The sequence below is a fragment of the Ensifer sp. BR816 genome, assembly GCF_000378985.1.
GTDB lineage: Bacteria > Pseudomonadota > Alphaproteobacteria > Rhizobiales > Rhizobiaceae > Sinorhizobium.
The window spans coordinates 3,139,097-3,157,182 of record NZ_KB905370.1; the positions used below are offsets into that span (position 1 = coordinate 3,139,097).

An 18,086-nucleotide genomic window follows, 5' to 3' on the forward strand; every position below is an offset into this window, starting at 1 on the left:
ATGGCCGTCTTCGAACTCCGGCAGGGCACCTCACCCGTCATTCTCGGCTTTCCCCACACGGGCACCCACGTTCCCCCGCCGATCCGGGAGCGCTTGAACGACAATGGCCGTATCCTCGCCGATACGGACTGGCACATCCACGAGCTCTATGAAGGCCTGCTGCCGGAAGCGACCACCGTCCGCGCCACCTTCCATCGCTATGTCATCGACGCCAATCGCGATCCGGAAGGCGTCAGCCTCTACCCGGGCCAGAACACGACCGGCCTCGTGCCGGAGACCGATTTCGATGGCGTACCGATCTGGAAGGAAGGCGAAGGCCCGACGGATGCCGATATCGCCGCGAGACTGCGGGATTTTCACGCCCCCTATCACGGCGCGCTTGCCGCCGAGATCGACCGGGTCAAGGCCATTCATGGCGTGGCGATCCTTTACGACTGCCACTCGATCCGCTCGCATATCCCGTTCCTCTTCGAGGGCAAGCTCCCGGACTTCAACATCGGCACCGATATGGGCAAGACCTGCGCCCCGGCGATCGAGCGCGCGGCGGCAGAAATTGCAAGCGAAGCAGAGGGTTACACCTACATCCTGAATGGTCGCTTCAAAGGCGGCTGGACGACCCGCCACTATGGCCGTCCCGAGATCGGCGTCCACGCGATTCAGATGGAATTGGCCCAATCGACGCACCTGGCGACGGAGGCGCCGCCATTCGCCCTCGACGCAGGCAAGGCCAAGCTGCTCCGCCATCATCTGAAGGCGATACTGGAACAGATCGAAGCGATCGCCCTCGGTCTTCGGGATCACACGTAAACTTGCAGAAATGCACGAATTCAAATGCTTATGGCGGAATGCTGATCCGATAGCGCAGCACATTCTCAAGCAACCCGCCGAGACCTCAAATTGACAGGGAGTGAGGCATGAACATGAACAATCCGCGCCACAACATCCGCGACGTGCGCAGCCCGCGCGGAACCGAGATCAGCGCCAAGAGCTGGCTGACCGAAGCGCCGCTCCGGATGCTGATGAACAATCTCGACCCGGAAGTCGCCGAAAACCCCCATGAACTCGTCGTCTATGGCGGCATCGGCCGGGCCGCCCGCACCTGGGCGGATTTCGACCGGATCGTCGCGACGTTGAAGGATCTCAACGAGGACGAGACCCTTCTCGTCCAGTCCGGCAAGCCGGTCGGCGTCTTCCGCACCCACAAGGACGCGCCGCGCGTGCTGATCGCCAATTCCAACCTGGTGCCGCACTGGGCGACCTGGGACCATTTCAACGAGCTGGATAAGAAGGGTCTCGCCATGTACGGCCAGATGACCGCCGGTTCGTGGATCTATATCGGCAGCCAGGGCATCGTGCAGGGTACCTACGAAACCTTCGTCGAAGCCGGCCGCCAGCACTATGACGGCGACCTCAAGGGCAAATGGGTGCTGACCGGCGGTCTCGGCGGCATGGGCGGCGCCCAGCCGCTCGCCGCCGTCATGGCCGGCGCCTGCTGCCTCGCCGTCGAATGCAACCCGGATTCCATCGATTTCCGCCTTCGCACCCGCTACGTCGATGCCAAGGCCGAAACGCTTGACGAAGCGATGGAGATGATCGACCGCTGGACGGCTGCCGGCGAGGCAAAATCCGTCGGCCTGCTCGGCAACACGGCCGAGATCCTGCCGGAAATGGTCCGCCGCGGCATCCGCCCGGACATGGTAACGGATCAGACGTCAGCGCATGACCCGATCAACGGCTATCTGCCGAAGGGCTGGACCATGGCCGAGTGGAAGCAGAAGCGCGAAAGCGATCCGAAAGCCGTCGAAAAGGCCGCCCGCGCTTCGATGCGCGAGCATGTCGAAGCGATGATCGCCTTCCAGAACATGGGCGTCCCGACCTTCGACTACGGCAACAACATCCGCCAGGTCGCCAAGGAAGAAGGCCTCGAAAATGCCTTTGCCTTCCCGGGCTTCGTGCCTGCTTATATCCGTCCGCTGTTCTGCCGCGGCATCGGCCCGTTCCGCTGGGCGGCCCTGTCCGGCGATCCGGAGGATATCCGCAAGACCGATGCGAAGGTGAAGGAACTGCTGCCCGACAACAAGCACTTGCACAACTGGTTGGACATGGCCGCCGAGCGTATCGCCCTCCAGGGCCTGCCGGCGCGCATCTGCTGGGTGGGTCTTGGCGACCGCCACCGCCTCGGCCTCGCCTTCAACGAGATGGTCAGGACCGGCGAGCTCAGCGCACCGGTCGTCATCGGCCGAGATCACCTCGACTCGGGATCCGTCGCCTCGCCGAACCGCGAGACCGAAGCGATGAAGGATGGGTCCGATGCGGTCTCCGATTGGCCGCTGCTGAACGCACTGCTCAACACCGCATCCGGTGCCACCTGGGTTTCGCTGCACCATGGCGGCGGCGTCGGCATGGGATTTTCGCAGCATTCGGGCGTCGTCATCTGCTGCGACGGTTCGGAAGATGCCGCCCGCCGCATCGAACGGGTTCTCTGGAACGATCCGGCGACCGGCGTCATGCGCCATGCCGATGCGGGCTATGACATCGCGGTCGATTGCGCCAAGGAACAGGGCCTACGGCTCCCGGGCATTCTCGGCAACTGACGAATGGCGGGAGGCTGCCCCGCGGCCTCCCGCTGCCCGGCTCTTACGATGCCGCAATCCGGGCGCGTTTGCCGTCGAGCACGAGGAGCAGCACGAGCCCTGCGAGCCCAGCGGCGGCGCCGAGCAGCGCGGTCCCGGAATAGTCGCTGAAGCGCGTACCGATCGCGAAGAGCACAGCACTGAGCGCTCCGCCCTGGAAGATGTTGACCGCGATCAGCGAACTGCCGAGCCCCGGCCGATCGGCGATCAGGTCCTGGAGGTAGGTGATCGGAATGCTGATCAGCGCCGCCGCACCGAAACCGCTGACAAGCGTCAGCGCGTAGACGTGCCAGGGCCGGTCCGAAAAGCCGAGCAGCGCCAGATAGACCACATAGACAGCGGTGCCGAGCGCCAGGGCATCGACATGGCTGAGGCTGTATTGAACGCGGCCCCAGACCAGGATGAAAGCCACTTCCAACAGCGCCACGACGCCAACAACGATGCCGATATCGGTAGCGGTGCCGCCGGCCGCCCCGGTGACTATCAAGGGAAGGACCGCCGCATTGACATGCAGGGTCGAGGAGATGAGCGCGATTGCGGCAAGCCGCACGATCACAGGCGGCGAGAGGATTTCCGCGAAGGAAGCGAGATAGGAAAGCCGTTTCCCAAGGGCCGGACCGACTCCGGCTGTGGGCGGCAACAGGAAGCCGACCATCAGGAGGTTGGCGGCGCAGCAAAGGCTCGCCAGCAGATAGGCCGGCAGCATGCTGCCGCGCGCCGAGAGCACGAAGCCGACCACGCCCGGGACCAGTACCCAGGAAAGCGAGATGGCTGCCCTCACTGCCGAGTTGACCGCAGCCGCGTCCCTGCCGCCCATGTGGTTGGCCGCTGTGCGTACATTGGCGAAGAGGAGCGAATTGAGCGCACCGTAGATCGGCAGAAGCAGCAGCGTAGCCAGCACGAAGCTCGCCTTCGCCGGCCAGGCATAGACCATCCCATAGCCGACGACACCGAAGAGAATGGCCGCCAGCATCAGCGTGCGGTAATTGCCGACGCGGTCCGCGACGATGCCGACGGTGACGCTGACAATGACGTTGAGCAAGGCGGCGGCGAAGATCAGTGCCGAGTAGAACGCGTCGCCCAGGCCCAGTTCGGTGATGCCGACCACCGACTGATACGGCGAGGTCGCGGCCCCGGCGAAGCCGAAGAGGAATATGGCGAGCATGCTCGCCCGAATGACCGGGTTTCGCATGGCAGTGAGCAGCGACGAAGACATGGAGGGGCATTCCGCGGAAGAGGCGAGGTCAATTCTGCCCACCCAAACCATCGGGCGGGGTCGTGCGGCTGTGGCGGCGTCAGGTCCAGCGGGCGGACAGCCGCGCCTTGGGCGTGAAGTCGAAGTCGCGATCGAAGGGGAAGATCGGCCGCTGCCGCCGCTCGCTCGCGAGCTTCTCGATGTCCTGATTGACGACACCGTCGGTGAGCGCCAACAGGTTGGGATTGGCGATCGGCGCGAGTTCCGGTGAAAGGTAACCGGACTTGACCACCAGCAGGCGGACCGCCTCTGGGTCGAGACCGAGCCGGCGGAAATCCTCGATATCGTGATAGGGGCGCCGCCGGGCCGAAAGCACGACGGTGATGCCGCCCGCATCAACGACCGCCTGGCGCTCCGCAAGGGAGCCGGGATCGTCGAGCCTGACGACCTTCGCCGCGGCTTCGACGGCAGCGCTCGAGGGGTCGAGGCTCCCGCCGATCCGAAGGGCCAGGGTCGAACCCTCGCCTGCGGCAAAGCAGGCATCGACCGCCGGCTGATCGGCAATTCCGGCAATGAGCGCGCCCTGCCAATCACGTGCCAGAAGCGCCTTCAACACATCGGCACGGTCGCCGACGCCCCCGCCGGTCGGGTTGTCGCCGGAGTCCGCCAGAATGACCGGCTTCGTCGCCGCGCCTTCGGCAATGTCGAGCATCGCATCAAGGGTTCCGGTTACCGGACCGAAGCGGAAGTTTTCCCGGGAATCCCAGTAGCTTGCGGCGATTTCCTCCGCCGCTTTCAAAGCGGCTTCCTGGTCCGATCCGGTCACGACCGCGCAGGCGGTGGAGCGCGGCTCATCCGCCCAGACGTAACCCACCATCAGATTGGCATCGAGAACCCCGGCCCGTTCATCAATCTCGGGCAGGATTCGATAAAGGCTTGCCGCAGGCTCATCCTCCGTCGAGGTCCTCTCTCCGGGCAGAAGCAGCGGCACCGGCGCCCAGGCGACGCCCGGTCGCGCGCCTGTGCGCAGCGCCTCGACCAGCATGGTCCAAGCCCGCACCATAGTCTCGCGCGTATCGATATGCGGGGCCGTCCGGTAGGCAGCGAAGATGTCGATCTGGTCGATGATCCGCTGGCTGACATTGCCGTGCAGGTCATAGCTGACGGCAATCGGGCAGCTGGGACCGACGACGGCACGGGCGGCCGAAATCCAATCGCCCTCCGCATCGTCCAAGCCGTCGACCTTGATCGCGCCATGCATGGCGAGATACAGTCCGTCGACCGGCAGGGCGGCCTTCAACCCCTCCAGGAACTCCGCCTTGAAGGCCTCATAGGCCGGCCGCGAAACGGGTCCGCCGGGGACGGCGCGGGCATGGAGCAGCGGAACATGTTCCACATCCTCTGCGTCGAGGAAGCTGAAATAGTCGGCCCGCAGCAAGTCCTCGCCCCTCAGGACTCGAAAGTCCTCGACCGACATCAGCACGGGCGAATAGGTGCTGCATTCCGTATGGATTCCACCGACGGCGATCCGCATGCGCAAACTCACAAGATCGGGCTCAGGGGAGCGATCGCCGCAAAGCGTAGCCAGTCCTTCTCGGCCTTCGGCGTCCAGGCCGCCTCGGCGATCGCCGGCAAGCGCGGGAAGACGAGCCGGTTGAAGTAGCCGCGCGACAGAAAATGCTCCGACCAGATGCAGGCCTGCACACCCTTCATGCGGCTCTTCAGCTCTTCCGGGAACTCGCCTTCCGCCTCGTAGGCATAGGTATGCGCCGGCGTTGCCGTGCCGGCCCAGCTTGCGCCGGGCTCCTGCCAGGCTTCCGCCTGGGCCATGTCGAGGTAGTAGGCCTGGCCGGGCGTCATGACGACGTCATAACCCTCGTGCGCCAGTTCGATGCCGACCTTGGGGTTCTCCCAGGCCATCAGCAGCGTGTCCTCGGTTCCGACACCGCCGCCATGGGCGACCTCGTTCCAGCCGACCAGCTTCCGGCCGCGCGCCGTCAGCATCTGCTTCACCTTCTTCAGGAAGAAGGACTGCAGCGCGAAGGTGCCGGAGATGCCTTCCTCCTCCATCAGCCTGCGCGCCAGCGGCGAGGCGAGCCACGAGCCGTTCGCCACCTCGTCGCCGCCGATGTGGATATAGCGGCTCGGGAAAAGCTCGACCATTTCGTCGAAGACCTTCTCGAGGAATTCGTAGGTGAGTGGGACGGCTGGATTGAGCGCATTGTTGGGGTAGCCCTGGACGGAATGATAGCTCTCCGGCGCCTCCTGGCCATCCGCGAGTTCGGGAAGCGCGACGAGGGCCGCGGTGCTGTGGCCGGGAATGTCGATCTCCGGCACCACCTCGACATTAAGCGCGGCCGCATGCGCGACGATGGCCTTGACCTCCTCCTGGCTGTAAAAGCCGCCCGCGGGCTCCGCCCCGTTGCCGAGCTGCGGCAGCAGTGGCTCGTCCGGCCCGCGCAGCACGCCGAGCGTCGCCAGGGTCGGAAAAGCCTTGATCTCAAGGCGCCACGCCTCATCGTCGGTCAGGTGCCAATGGAAGATGTTGAGCTTGAACCAGGCAAGAATGTCGATCAGCCGCAGGACGTCGGCCGCCGGATAGAACTGCCGCGACACGTCGAGATGGCAGCCGCGCCAAGCATAGCGCGGTTGGTCGGCAATCGTACCCGAGGCAGGAAAACGGAATTTGCCGGCATGGCTGCGCGCCCCGTCGAGGAGTTGCGCGAGCGTCGTCAGGCCGTACTGCCGTCCGGCGGCACCCCCGTATTCGAGCCGGATGTCATCGCCGGAGAAGCCAAGCCTGTAAGCCTCGCCTCCGAGTTCGCTTTTCTCCACAAAGATAACCGGCACCCCTTGCTCCGATGGTGCGAGGCTGAAGGGAGCGTGCCCGGCGGCAAAGAGCCGATGAAACAGTGCCAGCACGTTCGAGACCGCCTCGACATCCTCCGCGCTGCTTCCCGCGGCCGGGTAGAGGACCACGGGAAATCCTTCTCCTGCTACGGCGTCGATCTTCGCCGGCCAGGGCTGTAGCGCGAATGGCAGGTCAAGCCTGCCTTCGGGCAGACGGGCCGGCGGCGGTTCGCTGGTGGCTCCCTCGAGCCGAAGGTCCGAGACCGCCACCGGCACATGCTTGCCGTCGGAGAGCGTCAGGTAGGCCGATTTCGCCCCGTCGGTGCAATGCCTGGCCTGCCGATGCAGGCCGCTGACGATGAAGGTCCAGCCTTCCCCCGGCTGAAGGACCAGCCCTTCGGGTGGCGCGAATTCATGGAAATTGGCGTTGCGGCGCAGGAAGACGGCGTTCTCGCAGGCAGCCGGATCGATGACGCGGGTGAGCGAGGTGTAGACGAGACGGAAGCCGCTAAGCGGTTTACCGGACAGATTGAAGAGCGTGAAAGTGAAGCGTCCGTTGGGGTCGCCATCCGGCTGCCAGGCAGATTCAAGGCGATATGAGACCGGCTGCATGGGCATCCTCCAATGGGATTGGTCAATAATGGCTGGACTGCGAGAAGGTGCGGGCGAGTTCGGCCTGGCCGGCGGTGAGGCCGCAATCGACCGGCAGGCAGACGCCGGATATGGCGCCCGCCTGCGGCCCGGCCAGGAAATGGACGGCATTGGCGACGTCTTCGGGATTGACGATGCGCTGCAGCGGATACCAGCGTTTCGCCTCCTCGAAGACTTCCGGATTGGCAGCGGCGCGGGCCTCCCAGGCCCGGGTGCGCACCGTGCCCGGCGCGACCGCATTCGAGCGAATGCCGAACTTGCCGTATTCGACAGCGATCAGCCGGGTCAGATGCAGAAGGCCGGCCTTGGCGCAGCTGTAGGCCGGATGACCGAAAACGCTTATTCCGTTGACGGAAGCGATGTTGACGACCGAGCCCCTGCTCTCCTTCAGCATGTCCTCGACTGCCCGGAAGCAGAGGAAGGCGGCTTCGAGATTGAGGGCATTGTCCATCCGCCAGATGTCCTGCGTCGTTTCCTGCAGGCTGACGGCGCGCGCAGCGCCGGCATTGTTGACGAGCGTATGGACGACGCCAAGCGCGGCCGCGGCTGCGGCCATGGCGGTCACGCTCGCCGCATCCGTCACGTCGCAGGCGACGGCCGCGAACCGGTCCTCTGCGCCGAGATCGCGCGCAACTTCAGCTGCCGCATCGCCATCGATATCGGCGAGAAGGACGATGTCGTGTCCATCCAACAGGCGACGGGCGATGGCCCGGCCGATGTCGCCGGCTGCGCCTGTGACGATCGCTACGGATTTCGGCATGCGGGCTTGTTCTGCCACATCAGTCTCCGAGAAGCTGGCGATCGTCGCCATCCCTGTGCGCCACCAGCTGCTGCTTGATGCGCCTGAGCGTTGCAGTGGCCTGTGGCTGGACCCGATAGGCCACCAGGCTGGCAAGGATGTCGACCAGCGCCACATAGGCGATGCGCGTGGATGTCGGACGGTAGATGTTGTTGCCCTCAGGCAGATCGACCGGAACGGTGACGTCGGCGGCGCGAGCAACCGGGCTGCCGGTCTGGGTGAGCGCGATGGTCGGCACCTTGGCGTCGCGGGCGAGGCTGAAGGCGCGCACCAGCTCGGTGTTGCGCCCGGAAAAGGACGAGCCGATGATCACGTCGCTCTGCCTGGCCGCTGCCGCGAGCATCAATTGCATGCTGTGGTCGGAACTCGCGGTGATGCGCAAACCGAGACGGAACAGGCGGTTCTGCAGTTCCCCCGCGATCATCGAGGAATTGCCGCCCGATCCGAAGGCATAGATCATTTCCGCCCCGGCCAACCGGTCAGCGGCCTGTTCGAGGGCGGCAAGGTCGAGCGAGCGATGCAGCAGGAACAGCGCGTTCTGCGCCTTGGTGATGATGTCCTGGGCGACGTCGCCGGTCTCCTGGCTTTTCGGCTCGGGCTTGAGATAGCGCATACCGACATAGGCCGTACGTGCCAGTTGCACCTTGAAATCGGAAAAACTCTCGCAACCCAAGCGCCGACAGAAGCGTGTCACCGTCGGCGGGGAGACATCAGCCTTGCCGGCGAGCTCGATGATCGATGCGTTGACGGCAAATTCGAAATCATTGAGCAGAATATCGGCGATCCGGCTTTCCGATTGCGAAAGCCGCTCCTTCTCATGCTGCAGGGTTGCGAAAATATCCATCCGGACGGCCACTCCTATTTCTGATTGGGCCGCGGGATGCGGGCGGAAAACCGCACACACCTTTCCTTATCCCGCGACATGGGCGTCCTTAGGCTTGTAGGCGACGCAGTCGATCTCCACCTTGCAATCGACCATCATCGAAGACTGCACGCAGGCACGGGCCGGCGGATGAGCTCCAAAATATTCCTGATAGATCTTGTTGAAGCTCCAGAAATCGCGCGGGTCGTCAAGCCAGACGCCGACTCTCACCACATGCTGGATACCGTAGTCGGCCTCCCTCAAAATGGCCAGCAGATTGCCGATCGCCTTGTGGGTTTGCGCTACGATGCTGCCTTCGATCACCTCGCCGTTCTCCATGGCCACCTGCCCGGAGACGTAAAGCCAGCCGTCAGCTTCCACGGCTCGCGCGAAGGGCAGCGGTTTACCGCCCGCCCCCATCTGTTCGGCGCCATAACGTTTGAGTGACATTAGCGGACCTTTTGCAAATTATTTTCGTGTTGCGTTGACAAATCACCATACAAAGCGGAATTTGGCCAGAGAAAAACATAGTTCATGAAAAGAATTTCAATACGAGGCGAAAACACATGCGGGATCCCTTCCGGAATCCGTTCCCAGGCGGCGACGCCGCCAGGCACTCTATCTGGGAGATGCTGGTGACCCGGGACATTGACGCTTTCCTCTCGGCCGACTGGTCGATGGTGGCGGGCGATTTCGTCGAAGACGGCTTCATCGGCATCGACGGAAAGCGAAAGACCGATCCTGACGACTGGCGGCTCACCTTCCCGTCGCTCGCCGCCTATCGCGAAGAGTGGCTCCGCCAGGCACGGGACTTCGCCGAACAGTCCTTCGCCGAGGATGTGCGCACGGCGATCTTCACGACGACGACGCTCGAAGACATCGAAGTCAGTGGCGACCGGGCGCTCGCCCGCAAGAAGTTCGATGGCGAGATCAGGAAGGCCGACGGCAGCGTCGATGTCTTGAAGTGGCAAACGGTCTATTATTGCCGGCTGCATGAAGGCCGGTGGAAGATCTCTGGCTTCACCGGTTATCTGCCGAACCCGATGAGTGATTGAGAGGGCGACGGCATTGCGCATTTTCACAGCGGCCCTGGCGACCGAAACCAACACCTTCTCTCCGATCTGCATCGACAGGCGCGCCTTCGAAGCGTCGCTCTATGCGCCTCCGGGCAAGCATCCGGAAACGCCGACGCTCTGCACCGCGCCGATCACTGTCGGCCGCCGCGTGGCGGCCGAGAAGGGCTGGCAGCTGATCGAGGGAACGGCCGCCTGGGCGGACCCGGCCGGGCTGGTCAACCGGCAGACTTTTGAGGATTTGCGCGACGAGATCCTCGGGCAGTTGCGTGCGGCACTCCCGGTCGATGCCGTCGTGCTTGGCCTGCACGGGGCGATGGTCGCCGACGGCTACGAGGACACCGAGGGCGACCTCCTGGCGCGCGTGCGCGAGATCGTCGGGCCGGAAGTGCTCGTCTGCGTCGAGCTCGACCCGCACAGCCATCTCACCGAAAAGCGCGTCGCGGCCGCCGATTTCTTCGTCTTCTTCAAGGAATTCCCGCACACGGATTTCGTCGATCGCGCCGAAGACCTCTGGCGCATCGTCATCGATACGCTCGAAGGGCGCATCCGCCCGGTGATGTCGGTATTCGATTGCCGGATGATCGACGTGTTTCCGACATCGCGCGAACCGATGCGCAGCTTCGTCGACAAGCTGATAGGGATCGAGCGCGAGGATCCGGACGTCCTGTCGCTGTCGGTCGTGCACGGCTTCATGGCCGGCGACGTCCCGGAAATGGGTACCAAGATGGTTGTCGTGACCGACGGCCGCCCGGAGAGGGGTCAGACGCTCGCCCGCGAACTCGGCCTCGAACTTTTCGAAAGGCGCGGCACCTTCCGCATGCCGGAGATCGACGAGAGGCAGGCGGTCGCCGCGGCGATCGCAGCACCCGCCGGCCCGGTGGTCATCGCCGACATGTGGGACAATCCCGGCGGCGGCACGGCGGGCGATGCGACCGTGGTGCTGGAGGAGCTTCTCGCCAAAGGCGTCACCGATGCGGCGATCGGCACGATCTGGGATCCGATGGCCGTGCAGATCTGCATGGCGGCCGGCGAAGGCGCGGAAATCCCCTTGCGCTTCGGCGCAAAATCGGCTCCCGGCACGGGCGATCCGATCGACGGCACCGTCACGGTGGTACGGCTGGTGCGCAATGCCGAAATGCGCTTCGGCGAGAGCTTCGCGCCCTTCGGCGATGCCGCACACATCCAGTATCGCGGTATCGACATCATCTTGAATTCGACACGCGCCCAGAGCTTCGACCCGAGCCTGTTCTCGGTCATGGGTATCGATCCGAGCGCGAAGAAAATCCTGGTGGTCAAATCGACGAACCACTTCTACGCCTCATTCTCGAAGATCGCGTCGCAAATTCTCTACTGCTCGGCCGGAACACCCTACCCCAACGATCCGGCGAAAACGCCCTATCGGCGCGCGCGGCGCGATATCTGGCCGATCATGAGCGATCCGCACGCATCGGAGCTGGGCGCAGCTTGATGGAAAGGCCGCGGCCGGGGGGCGTCCCAGCTTGCTGTCAGGGCGGTGATGCCGCCTCTTCTTTCAGCCATGAGGCGAACGCCTCGGCGCCGGGGCTGAGCCGTCGGTTTTGCGGTAAGACGATCCAGTAGGCGATCTGGTCGGACCGGACGGAATGCGCGAAAGGTTGCACGAGCCGCCCGGCCGACAGATGGTCGCGCACCATATTGAGGCGCCCGATCGCAACGCCCTGCCCGTTGAGAGCAGCTTGAAGCACGATGTTGTAGTCGGTCAGTTGAAGCATCCGGCCGCGCCGATAATCGACACCGGCTTCGCCGCACCAAAGCTGCCAGTCCACGAGCTTGCTGGACTCGAGCAGGGTCTGGGCGAGCAAATCCGTCGGCCTGGCGAAGCGTGATCCATCCCCATAGAGCGTCGGGCTCAACACGGGGCTTAGCTCTTCATTCATCAACCGCTCCGCCATCACCCCATCCCACTGCCCGGCGCCGAAGCGGATGGCGAGGTCGACATCGCCGGTTTCGAAGGTCGTGAGACCCAATGTCGGATCGAGTTCGACCTCGATCTCAGGATGCCCGATCATGAATCGGGAAAGGCGGGAGACCAGCCAGTTGGCGGCAAAGGAGGGAAGGACGCTGACGCGCACGCGTTGCCGGACCGCGCGGCGGCGCATCTCGGAAGTCGCGCCGGCGATGATCCCGAAGGCTTCGGTGGTCCTGCCGAGATAGGCCGCCCCCTCGGCCGTCAATTCGATGCTCTTGGCTTTGCGGACGAACAGCCGCACGCCGAGCGTGTCCTCGAGCTGCTTGATGTGGTGGCTTACGGCACTCTGGGTGATCAGCAACTCTTCGCCCGCCCTGCGGAAGCTGAGCAAGCGGCCCACCGCCTCGAAAGCCCGCAAGGCCTGCAGCGGCGGCATGGTGCTGGATGTACGCATGGGTTTTTTCACTATGGCATTAGCCTGATCGATCGCACCATAGCGCAGTTTGAATTGGAAGCAATCGCAGGACCGTCGCATTCTCCCGGCATTTCCAACGGGAGACCGCCATGTCAGCAACCATCGCATCCAAACTCTCCGCCCTCGGCCATCGACTGCCGGAAGCCTCAGCGCCGGCGGCGAATTACGTCTCGACGGCTCGAGCCGGCAACCTCCTTATCGTCTCGGGCCAGATCAGCGTCAGAGACGACGAGGTCCTGACCGGGATCCTCGGCACCGGTGTTTCGCACGAGGAAGGTCGCATCGCGGCCGAATACGCTGCGATCAGCGTCCTGTCGCAGATTGCCACTGCGACCGATGGCACGTTGGCAGCGGTCCGGCGTGTCGTTCGGCTCGGGGTCTTCATCGCCTCGACGCCGGACTTTGCGGAGCACTCGCAGGTCGCCAATGGCGCATCGGACCTGTTCGTCGCGGTGTTCGGCGAAGCGGGGCGGCACGCGCGTGCCGCAGTGGGCGTGGCCGCGCTGCCCGCCGGTGCCATGGTCGAGGTCGATGCACTGGTGGATCTGGAGCCTGCGGCATGAACGATGCACTCGACGTGGAGCAGCTTCGTACGGAGACTCCCGGCTGCGCGGCTGGAATGCACTTCAATCATTCCGGCGCCTCGCTGCCCTCGCAATCGGTGCTTGCGGCGATCTGGGACTATCTCCGCCACGAAGCGCTCGAGGGACCGATGGAGGCGGCAAATGGAGCGAGCGCGCTTCTCGAAGAGGTGCGCGCCGATATGGCCGCGCTCATCGGTGCCAATCCGAACGAGATTGCCTTCCTCGGCAGCGGCTCGACCGCCTGGGGCGCGGCTTTCTCGGCCTTGCCGCCGCTTGTTGCGGGCGACCGCATTCTCGTCGGTCGTCAGGAATGGGGCGGCAATCTCGCCACGATGCAGAATGCCGCGGCCCGGGCCGGAGCACGGATCGAGACCATTCCCGTCCGTGTCGACGGCGGCGTCGACGCCTCGGCGCTGGCATCGATGATCGACGATCACGTGCGCCTCGTATCGCTCACATGGGTGCCCGCGAATGGTGGCCTGATCAACGATGCGGCGGCCGTGGGCCGCGTGACCAAGGCGTCCGGCATTCCCTATTTCATCGATGCGGGCCAGGCTCTCGGCCAGATCCCCATCGACGTCACTACGCTCGGATGTGACGTATTGAAGGCCGCGGGCCGGAAATTTCTTCGAGGACCGCGCGGAACGGCGGTCCTCTATGTCAGGCAAGAGTTCCTGCCACGGCTGACGCCGAGTTCTCTCGATGTGCTTTCGGGGCCGATCGTCGACGGGGTCGTCAAGATTCGTAACGACGCCCGCCGGTTCGAAGCAGGCGAGATTTCCCCGGCGCTGATTTTCGGATTGGGCGCTGCCATTCGCCAGGCACGGTCGCTCGGCATCGAGGCAATTCGTGCGAGGATCAACACCCTGGCGAATGAATTGCGCGACAATCTGCGCGGCATTCCGAAAGTGACGCTGCGGGATCTCGGAACGGAACTCTCCGGCATAGTCTCCTTCACCGTCGAAGGCATTCCCGCAGCCAACGCTCGCGCAGCCCTCGCCGAAAGGAAAATCGCGATCGGTGCGAATGGTGTTCCCTATACGCCGCTCGACATGACCGCACGGGGACTCGACCAGATCGCCAGGGCATCGGTAAGCTATCTGAACACCCCATCGGAGATTGCCTTTCTGTCCGAGGCAGTCGCCGACATAGCAAGGCGAGCGTGACAGCGCTCATCATCATCCGCCAGCCTGTGAACGCGTGAGGGCAGCCTGGCAAAACGTGAAAATCGGAGCATGCGATGGATCTGGGTATAAAAGGCAAGCGGGCGCTGGTTTGCGCCGGTTCGAAGGGGCTGGGCCGCGGCGTTGCGGAAAAACTCGCCGAGGCGGGCGTTATCCTGACGCTCAATGCCCGCGAACCGAAACAGCTTCGCGAGACGGCGCGCGCCATCAGCAAGGACTTTGGCGTTCAAGTCGAAATCGTCGCCGCCGACGTGACAACCGAGGAGGGCCGCAATGCCGTCCTGCGGGCGGAGCCGCGGCCGGACATACTGATCACCAATGCCGGCGGCCCGCCGCCGGGTGATTGGTCGAGCGTGACGGAAGGCAACTGGCTGGAGGCAATCAGGACAAACATGCTGGCGCCGATCCTGCTCATGAAGGCGGTCATTCCCGGCATGATCGAGCGGAAGTGGGGACGGATCGTCAACATCACCTCTGCCTCGGTGAAGTCGCCGATCCCGGAACTCTGTCTTTCCAATGGCGCCCGCACCGGGCTTACCGGCTTCGTCGCCGGCACGGCCCGTCAGGTCGCCCGCCACGGCGTCATCATCAACAATCTGCTGCCCGGTTCGCATGAGACGGAGCGTCTGGAAAAGCTCCTCGAAAAATCCGCAAAGGCTCGCGGGGTTTCACTCGATCAGGTTCGCGCCGAGGAATATGCGCAGAACCCGACCGGACGCGTCGGCACGCCGAGCGAGTTCGGCGCCGCCGCGGCATTCCTCTGCAGCCAGTATGCCGGCTATATCGTCGGCCAGAACCTGCTGCTCGACGGCGGCGCGCTGAACTCGACGCTGTGAAGTGTGGGCCGCCCGGCGACGCCGGGTTCAGTCGGCGATGCGTCGAACCATGATGATATCGTCGACTTCCCGGCCGTTGCGAATGCAGCCGCCGGGAATGCGGCCGACCGCCTCGAACCCCTCTCGGCGATAGAAGGCGATTGCTGTCGCGTTCTCGGCGCTGACCGACAGCTCCAATTGCCGGATGCCTTCACTCCGCGCGTGGTCAGTCACGGCCGTGAGAAGCAGCCGGGCAACACCGGTTCCTCGCGTGCTCCGATTGACGTAAACCATGACGACGGTGGCGCGGTGCGCCATCTTGCTGGCACGCTGCCGCAGCAGGCCCATGATGCCCACCGGTTCACCAGTGCGGAATGCGACGAAGACGGGATTGTCGGTCAGCCGCCGACGCCATTCGTCGTCCGGCAGCTTCTCCCAATCCTCGGCGCTGCTGGCGAAGGAATCGGGCTCCATTCGCAGCGCTTCGAGCCGAATGCGCCGAAAGGGTTCGACGTCGTCCTGGCCGAGCAGTCGTATCGAGATGCTCACCCTCAGGCCGCCGGATCGAACAGGGCAAGATCGATGTCTGTCATCTCGACGCGACGCTCGAACGCGGTGCCGTTTTCGTCGAACAGGTGGCAATCGGCCGCGCGTATGCCGGTCGTGACCTGATCGTCCGTCCGGATGGCAGCGGTGCCCGGCAGCATGGCGCAATAATTCTCGCCCTCGCCACCGATCCCAGCATAGGCGACGGTGTGCGCACCAAGGCGCTCGATGACCGAGGGATTGACGGTCAGCGTCAGGTCGCCGGCGCCCATCTGGATATGCTCCGGCCGAACGCCGAGCGTCAGCGTGCGGCCAACCATGCCGCTGCGCGGGGCGACGGGAACAAGCGCCGTCTGGCCTCGATAGTCGACCTCGACGCCGGCATCGCTCGCACCCGTACAGGTGACCGGGAGGAAGTTCATCTTCGGATGGCCTATGAAGCCAGCGACGAAAATGTTGGCCGGTTTGTGATAGAGCTCGAGCGGCGCGCCGGTCTGGGCGATTTCACCGGCATTCAGCACGACGATCCGGTCCGCCATCGTCATCGCCTCGACCTGGTCGTGGGTGACGTAGATCATCGTTGCCTTCAATTGCCGGTGCAACTTGGCAAGCTCGATACGCATGTCGGCGCGCAGCGCCGCGTCGAGGTTCGAGAGCGGTTCGTCGAAGAGAAATATCTTCGGCTCGCGCACGATCGCCCGGCCGATCGCCACGCGCTGACGCTGGCCACCCGAGAGCATGCCCGGCTTCTGCTGCAGGCGCTGGTCGAGATGGAGAATGCGCGCCGCATGCTCGACCTTCGACTTGAGCTTCTCCTCGGCCAGCTTTTCCACCCGCAGCGGAAAGGCGATGTTCTCGAACACGGTCATGTGCGGATAGAGCGCATAGGACTGGAAGACCATGGCAATGCCGCGCTTGACCGGCGGCAGGTCGTTGACCCGCTTGCCGTCGATGACGATGTCGCCTGCCGTCGTCTCGTCGAGGCCGGCGATCATTCGAAGCAGGGTGGACTTGCCGCAGCCGGAGGGCCCGACGAAGACCACGAACTCACCGTTCTTCACCTCGAGCTCGATGCTCTTCAGCACCTCGTAGGTGCCGTAGGATTTCTGAACCCGTTTGAGATTGAGCTGTCCCAAGTAACTATCTCCGGCCACGGCGAATGCGGCTTGTCCGCGAACATGAGGAGGGACCGCGCGGGGCAAGCCTCGCGGTCCCGATGCGCTTACTTGTACTGTTCGAGGTCGGCCGCCGCCTTCTTCAGGGCATCGGCCGGCTCGGCCTTGCCGGTAACGACCGACTGGACCATCTCGATCATCGTGTTCTGAAGACCCTTATAGTCGGTGAACAGCGGTTCCGGCCCACCGAAGGAAATACCGTCGATGAACGGCTTCCAGTAAGGGTTGGCCGCAACCATGTCGTTGACCGCCTTGCCCGGACGCAGCGGCGTCAAGCCCTCCTGGGCCTCGTAGATCGGCTGGTTCTCGGCATTGGTCAGGAATTTGGCGAATTCGATCGCCTTTTCCTCGACGTCAGTGCCGCTGAAGACGGCGAGGCTGTCCGTGATCAAAAGCGTGCCCTGCCCCTTGGCGCTCGGGCCGAGCGGCAGCGGTGCGACGCCCCAGTCGATCTTCGTTTCCTTGAGCCGGTTCACCGCGCCGACCGAGGCGTGGATCATGCCGAGCTTGCCGTCGAGGAAGATCGCCCGAACCTCGTTCTGCTCATAGGAGGTCGGCCCTTCCTCGGCATAGGGAACGATGTCCTTGAGCGCCGTCAGCGCTTCGAGGTTTTCCTTGCTGTCGAGCGTGATCTTGCCGTCCGCATCGATCACCGAGCCGTTATTGGTGTAAACCCAATGCAGGAACTGGTGCATGGTGTTGTCGAAAGTCTTGGCGACCACGCCGAAGCCCGCAATGCCGGTCTTCTCCTTGATGGTCTTGGCGTATTCCAGCTCTTCCGCCCAGGTCGTCGGCGGCTTCTCCGGGTCGAGGCCGGCCTGCTTGAACAGTGCCTTGTTCCAATAGAGCGACTTGGTCGAGAAGGCGACCGGAACGCCCCATTGCTTGCCGCCGGTCGTCACCGTGTCCATGATATAGGGGTAGTAGGATTTCTTCTCTTCCTCCGTGAAGGTGATCGGCACGATCAGCTCGTTATCCGCGAATTCCTTGAGCGTGCGCGAGCCAACATAGGCGAGCGCCACGGGCGTGCCGGAAGCGGCAAGCGTCGTCACCTTGTCCTGGCATTGGCCCCAGCCGACCACTTCCGAGGCGATCTTGTAGCCGGGATTGGCCGCCTCCCATTTCTTGATGAAATCGGCATGCGCCGGCTGCATCTTGTCGCCGCAGGCGAGGAAGGTGATCTCTGTGTCAGCCAAGGCAGGCAGTGCTGTCGTGGCGAGAAGCGCGAAAGTTCCGGCAATCAATGAGGCATGCTTTGTCATGGTATTCCCCTCGCTTATGAGCTCGTTGTTG

General features: G+C 64.0%; 17 protein-coding genes. 7 read left to right on the forward strand and 10 right to left on the reverse strand.

Annotated elements, in window-relative coordinates:
• Positions 1-807 (forward strand): N-formylglutamate deformylase, encoded by an 807-nt coding sequence (hutG, locus tag RHIBR816_RS0115015; protein WP_018237384.1) that lies wholly within the window; start codon positions 1-3, stop codon positions 805-807.
• A 113-nt stretch (positions 808-920) separates the two neighbouring features.
• Positions 921-2,594 carry a urocanate hydratase gene (gene hutU / locus RHIBR816_RS0115020; protein ID WP_026187020.1) on the forward strand — a complete coding sequence of 558 codons (1,674 nt, stop codon included), beginning with the start codon at positions 921-923 and terminating at the stop codon, positions 2,592-2,594.
• A 43-nt stretch (positions 2,595-2,637) separates the two neighbouring features.
• On the opposite strand, the gene RHIBR816_RS0115025 is transcribed toward hutU, so the two are convergent.
• From RHIBR816_RS0115025 to RHIBR816_RS0115050, 6 genes are all read right to left on the reverse strand, one after another.
• Positions 2,638-3,849, reverse strand: a complete 1,212-nt coding sequence (locus RHIBR816_RS0115025) for an MFS transporter (protein WP_018237386.1) — start codon at positions 3,847-3,849, stop codon at positions 2,638-2,640.
• Positions 3,850-3,928: 79 nt separating this feature from the next.
• Entirely contained in the window at positions 3,929-5,362 is a 1,434-nt protein-coding gene (locus tag RHIBR816_RS0115030) for a M81 family metallopeptidase (protein ID WP_018237387.1), read from the reverse strand.
• A gap of 8 nt (positions 5,363-5,370) precedes the next feature.
• Positions 5,371-7,290 carry a beta-N-acetylhexosaminidase gene (locus RHIBR816_RS0115035; protein ID WP_018237388.1) on the reverse strand — a complete coding sequence of 640 codons (1,920 nt, stop codon included), beginning with the start codon at positions 7,288-7,290 and terminating at the stop codon, positions 5,371-5,373.
• 22 nt (positions 7,291-7,312) lie between these two features.
• Complete coding sequence (locus RHIBR816_RS0115040) at positions 7,313-8,089, reverse strand: SDR family oxidoreductase (RefSeq protein ID WP_026187021.1); 777 nt, start codon at positions 8,087-8,089, stop codon at positions 7,313-7,315.
• 19 nt (positions 8,090-8,108) lie between these two features.
• On the reverse strand, positions 8,109-8,972 hold the full coding sequence (locus tag RHIBR816_RS0115045; protein WP_018237390.1) for a MurR/RpiR family transcriptional regulator: 864 nt from the start codon (positions 8,970-8,972) through the stop codon (positions 8,109-8,111).
• Positions 8,973-9,038: 66 nt separating this feature from the next.
• Complete coding sequence (locus RHIBR816_RS0115050) at positions 9,039-9,440, reverse strand: RidA family protein (RefSeq protein WP_018237391.1); 402 nt, start codon at positions 9,438-9,440, stop codon at positions 9,039-9,041.
• A 116-nt stretch (positions 9,441-9,556) separates the two neighbouring features.
• On the opposite strand from RHIBR816_RS0115050, the gene RHIBR816_RS0115055 reads away from it, so the two are divergent.
• Both RHIBR816_RS0115055 and RHIBR816_RS0115060 read left to right on the forward strand, forming a co-directional pair.
• Entirely contained in the window at positions 9,557-10,045 is a 489-nt protein-coding gene (locus RHIBR816_RS0115055) for a hypothetical protein (protein WP_018237392.1), read from the forward strand.
• A 13-nt stretch (positions 10,046-10,058) separates the two neighbouring features.
• Complete coding sequence (locus RHIBR816_RS0115060) at positions 10,059-11,534, forward strand: M81 family metallopeptidase (RefSeq protein WP_018237393.1); 1,476 nt, start codon at positions 10,059-10,061, stop codon at positions 11,532-11,534.
• Positions 11,535-11,571: 37 nt separating this feature from the next.
• Here RHIBR816_RS0115060 and gcvA read toward each other — a convergent pair whose 3' ends face one another.
• On the reverse strand, positions 11,572-12,468 hold the full coding sequence (gene gcvA, locus RHIBR816_RS0115065) for a transcriptional regulator GcvA (RefSeq protein ID WP_026187022.1): 897 nt from the start codon (positions 12,466-12,468) through the stop codon (positions 11,572-11,574).
• A gap of 110 nt (positions 12,469-12,578) precedes the next feature.
• On the opposite strand from gcvA, the gene RHIBR816_RS0115070 reads away from it, so the two are divergent.
• The 3 genes from RHIBR816_RS0115070 (at position 12,579) to RHIBR816_RS0115080 (ending at position 15,093) form a co-directional block, all read left to right on the forward strand.
• A complete protein-coding gene (locus tag RHIBR816_RS0115070) occupies positions 12,579-13,052 on the forward strand; it encodes a RidA family protein (protein ID WP_018237395.1) in 474 nt (157 codons plus the stop codon).
• Positions 13,049-14,239: an aminotransferase class V-fold PLP-dependent enzyme gene (locus tag RHIBR816_RS0115075; RefSeq protein ID WP_018237396.1), complete on the forward strand. Its 1,191-nt coding sequence runs from the start codon at positions 13,049-13,051 to the stop codon at positions 14,237-14,239. Before RHIBR816_RS0115070 ends, RHIBR816_RS0115075 begins: the two co-directional genes overlap by 4 nt.
• Positions 14,240-14,313: 74 nt before the next feature.
• On the forward strand, positions 14,314-15,093 hold the full coding sequence (locus RHIBR816_RS0115080) for an SDR family oxidoreductase (protein ID WP_018237397.1): 780 nt from the start codon (positions 14,314-14,316) through the stop codon (positions 15,091-15,093).
• A 27-nt stretch (positions 15,094-15,120) separates the two neighbouring features.
• Here RHIBR816_RS0115080 and RHIBR816_RS0115085 read toward each other — a convergent pair whose 3' ends face one another.
• From RHIBR816_RS0115085 to RHIBR816_RS0115095, 3 genes are all read right to left on the reverse strand, one after another.
• Positions 15,121-15,621: a GNAT family N-acetyltransferase gene (locus tag RHIBR816_RS0115085; RefSeq protein WP_018237398.1), complete on the reverse strand. Its 501-nt coding sequence runs from the start codon at positions 15,619-15,621 to the stop codon at positions 15,121-15,123.
• A gap of 2 nt (positions 15,622-15,623) precedes the next feature.
• Positions 15,624-16,754: an ABC transporter ATP-binding protein gene (locus RHIBR816_RS0115090; RefSeq protein ID WP_018237399.1), complete on the reverse strand. Its 1,131-nt coding sequence runs from the start codon at positions 16,752-16,754 to the stop codon at positions 15,624-15,626.
• A gap of 86 nt (positions 16,755-16,840) precedes the next feature.
• Entirely contained in the window at positions 16,841-18,055 is a 1,215-nt protein-coding gene (locus RHIBR816_RS0115095) for an ABC transporter substrate-binding protein (RefSeq protein WP_018237400.1), read from the reverse strand.
• Positions 18,056-18,086: the final 31 nt, after the last annotated feature.

Excerpts from the sequence above, each read along its gene's own strand:
- hutG (WP_018237384.1), top strand. The coding sequence starts at position 1 with ATGGCCGTCTTCGAACTCCGGCAGGGCACCTCACCCGTCATTCTCGGC.
- hutU (WP_026187020.1), top strand. The coding sequence starts at position 921 with ATGAACAATCCGCGCCACAACATCCGCGACGTGCGCAGCCCGCGCGGA.
- RHIBR816_RS0115025 (WP_018237386.1), bottom strand. The coding sequence starts at position 3,849 with ATGTCTTCGTCGCTGCTCACTGCCATGCGAAACCCGGTCATTCGGGCG.
- RHIBR816_RS0115030 (WP_018237387.1), bottom strand. The coding sequence starts at position 5,362 with ATGCGGATCGCCGTCGGTGGAATCCATACGGAATGCAGCACCTATTCG.
- RHIBR816_RS0115035 (WP_018237388.1), bottom strand. The coding sequence starts at position 7,290 with ATGCAGCCGGTCTCATATCGCCTTGAATCTGCCTGGCAGCCGGATGGC.
- RHIBR816_RS0115040 (WP_026187021.1), bottom strand. The coding sequence starts at position 8,089 with ATGCCGAAATCCGTAGCGATCGTCACAGGCGCAGCCGGCGACATCGGC.
- RHIBR816_RS0115045 (WP_018237390.1), bottom strand. The coding sequence starts at position 8,972 with ATGGATATTTTCGCAACCCTGCAGCATGAGAAGGAGCGGCTTTCGCAA.
- RHIBR816_RS0115050 (WP_018237391.1), bottom strand. The coding sequence starts at position 9,440 with ATGTCACTCAAACGTTATGGCGCCGAACAGATGGGGGCGGGCGGTAAA.
- RHIBR816_RS0115055 (WP_018237392.1), top strand. The coding sequence starts at position 9,557 with ATGCGGGATCCCTTCCGGAATCCGTTCCCAGGCGGCGACGCCGCCAGG.
- gcvA (WP_026187022.1), bottom strand. The coding sequence starts at position 12,468 with ATGCGTACATCCAGCACCATGCCGCCGCTGCAGGCCTTGCGGGCTTTC.
- RHIBR816_RS0115070 (WP_018237395.1), top strand. The coding sequence starts at position 12,579 with ATGTCAGCAACCATCGCATCCAAACTCTCCGCCCTCGGCCATCGACTG.
- RHIBR816_RS0115075 (WP_018237396.1), top strand. The coding sequence starts at position 13,049 with ATGAACGATGCACTCGACGTGGAGCAGCTTCGTACGGAGACTCCCGGC.
- RHIBR816_RS0115080 (WP_018237397.1), top strand. The coding sequence starts at position 14,314 with ATGGATCTGGGTATAAAAGGCAAGCGGGCGCTGGTTTGCGCCGGTTCG.
- RHIBR816_RS0115095 (WP_018237400.1), bottom strand. The coding sequence starts at position 18,055 with ATGACAAAGCATGCCTCATTGATTGCCGGAACTTTCGCGCTTCTCGCC.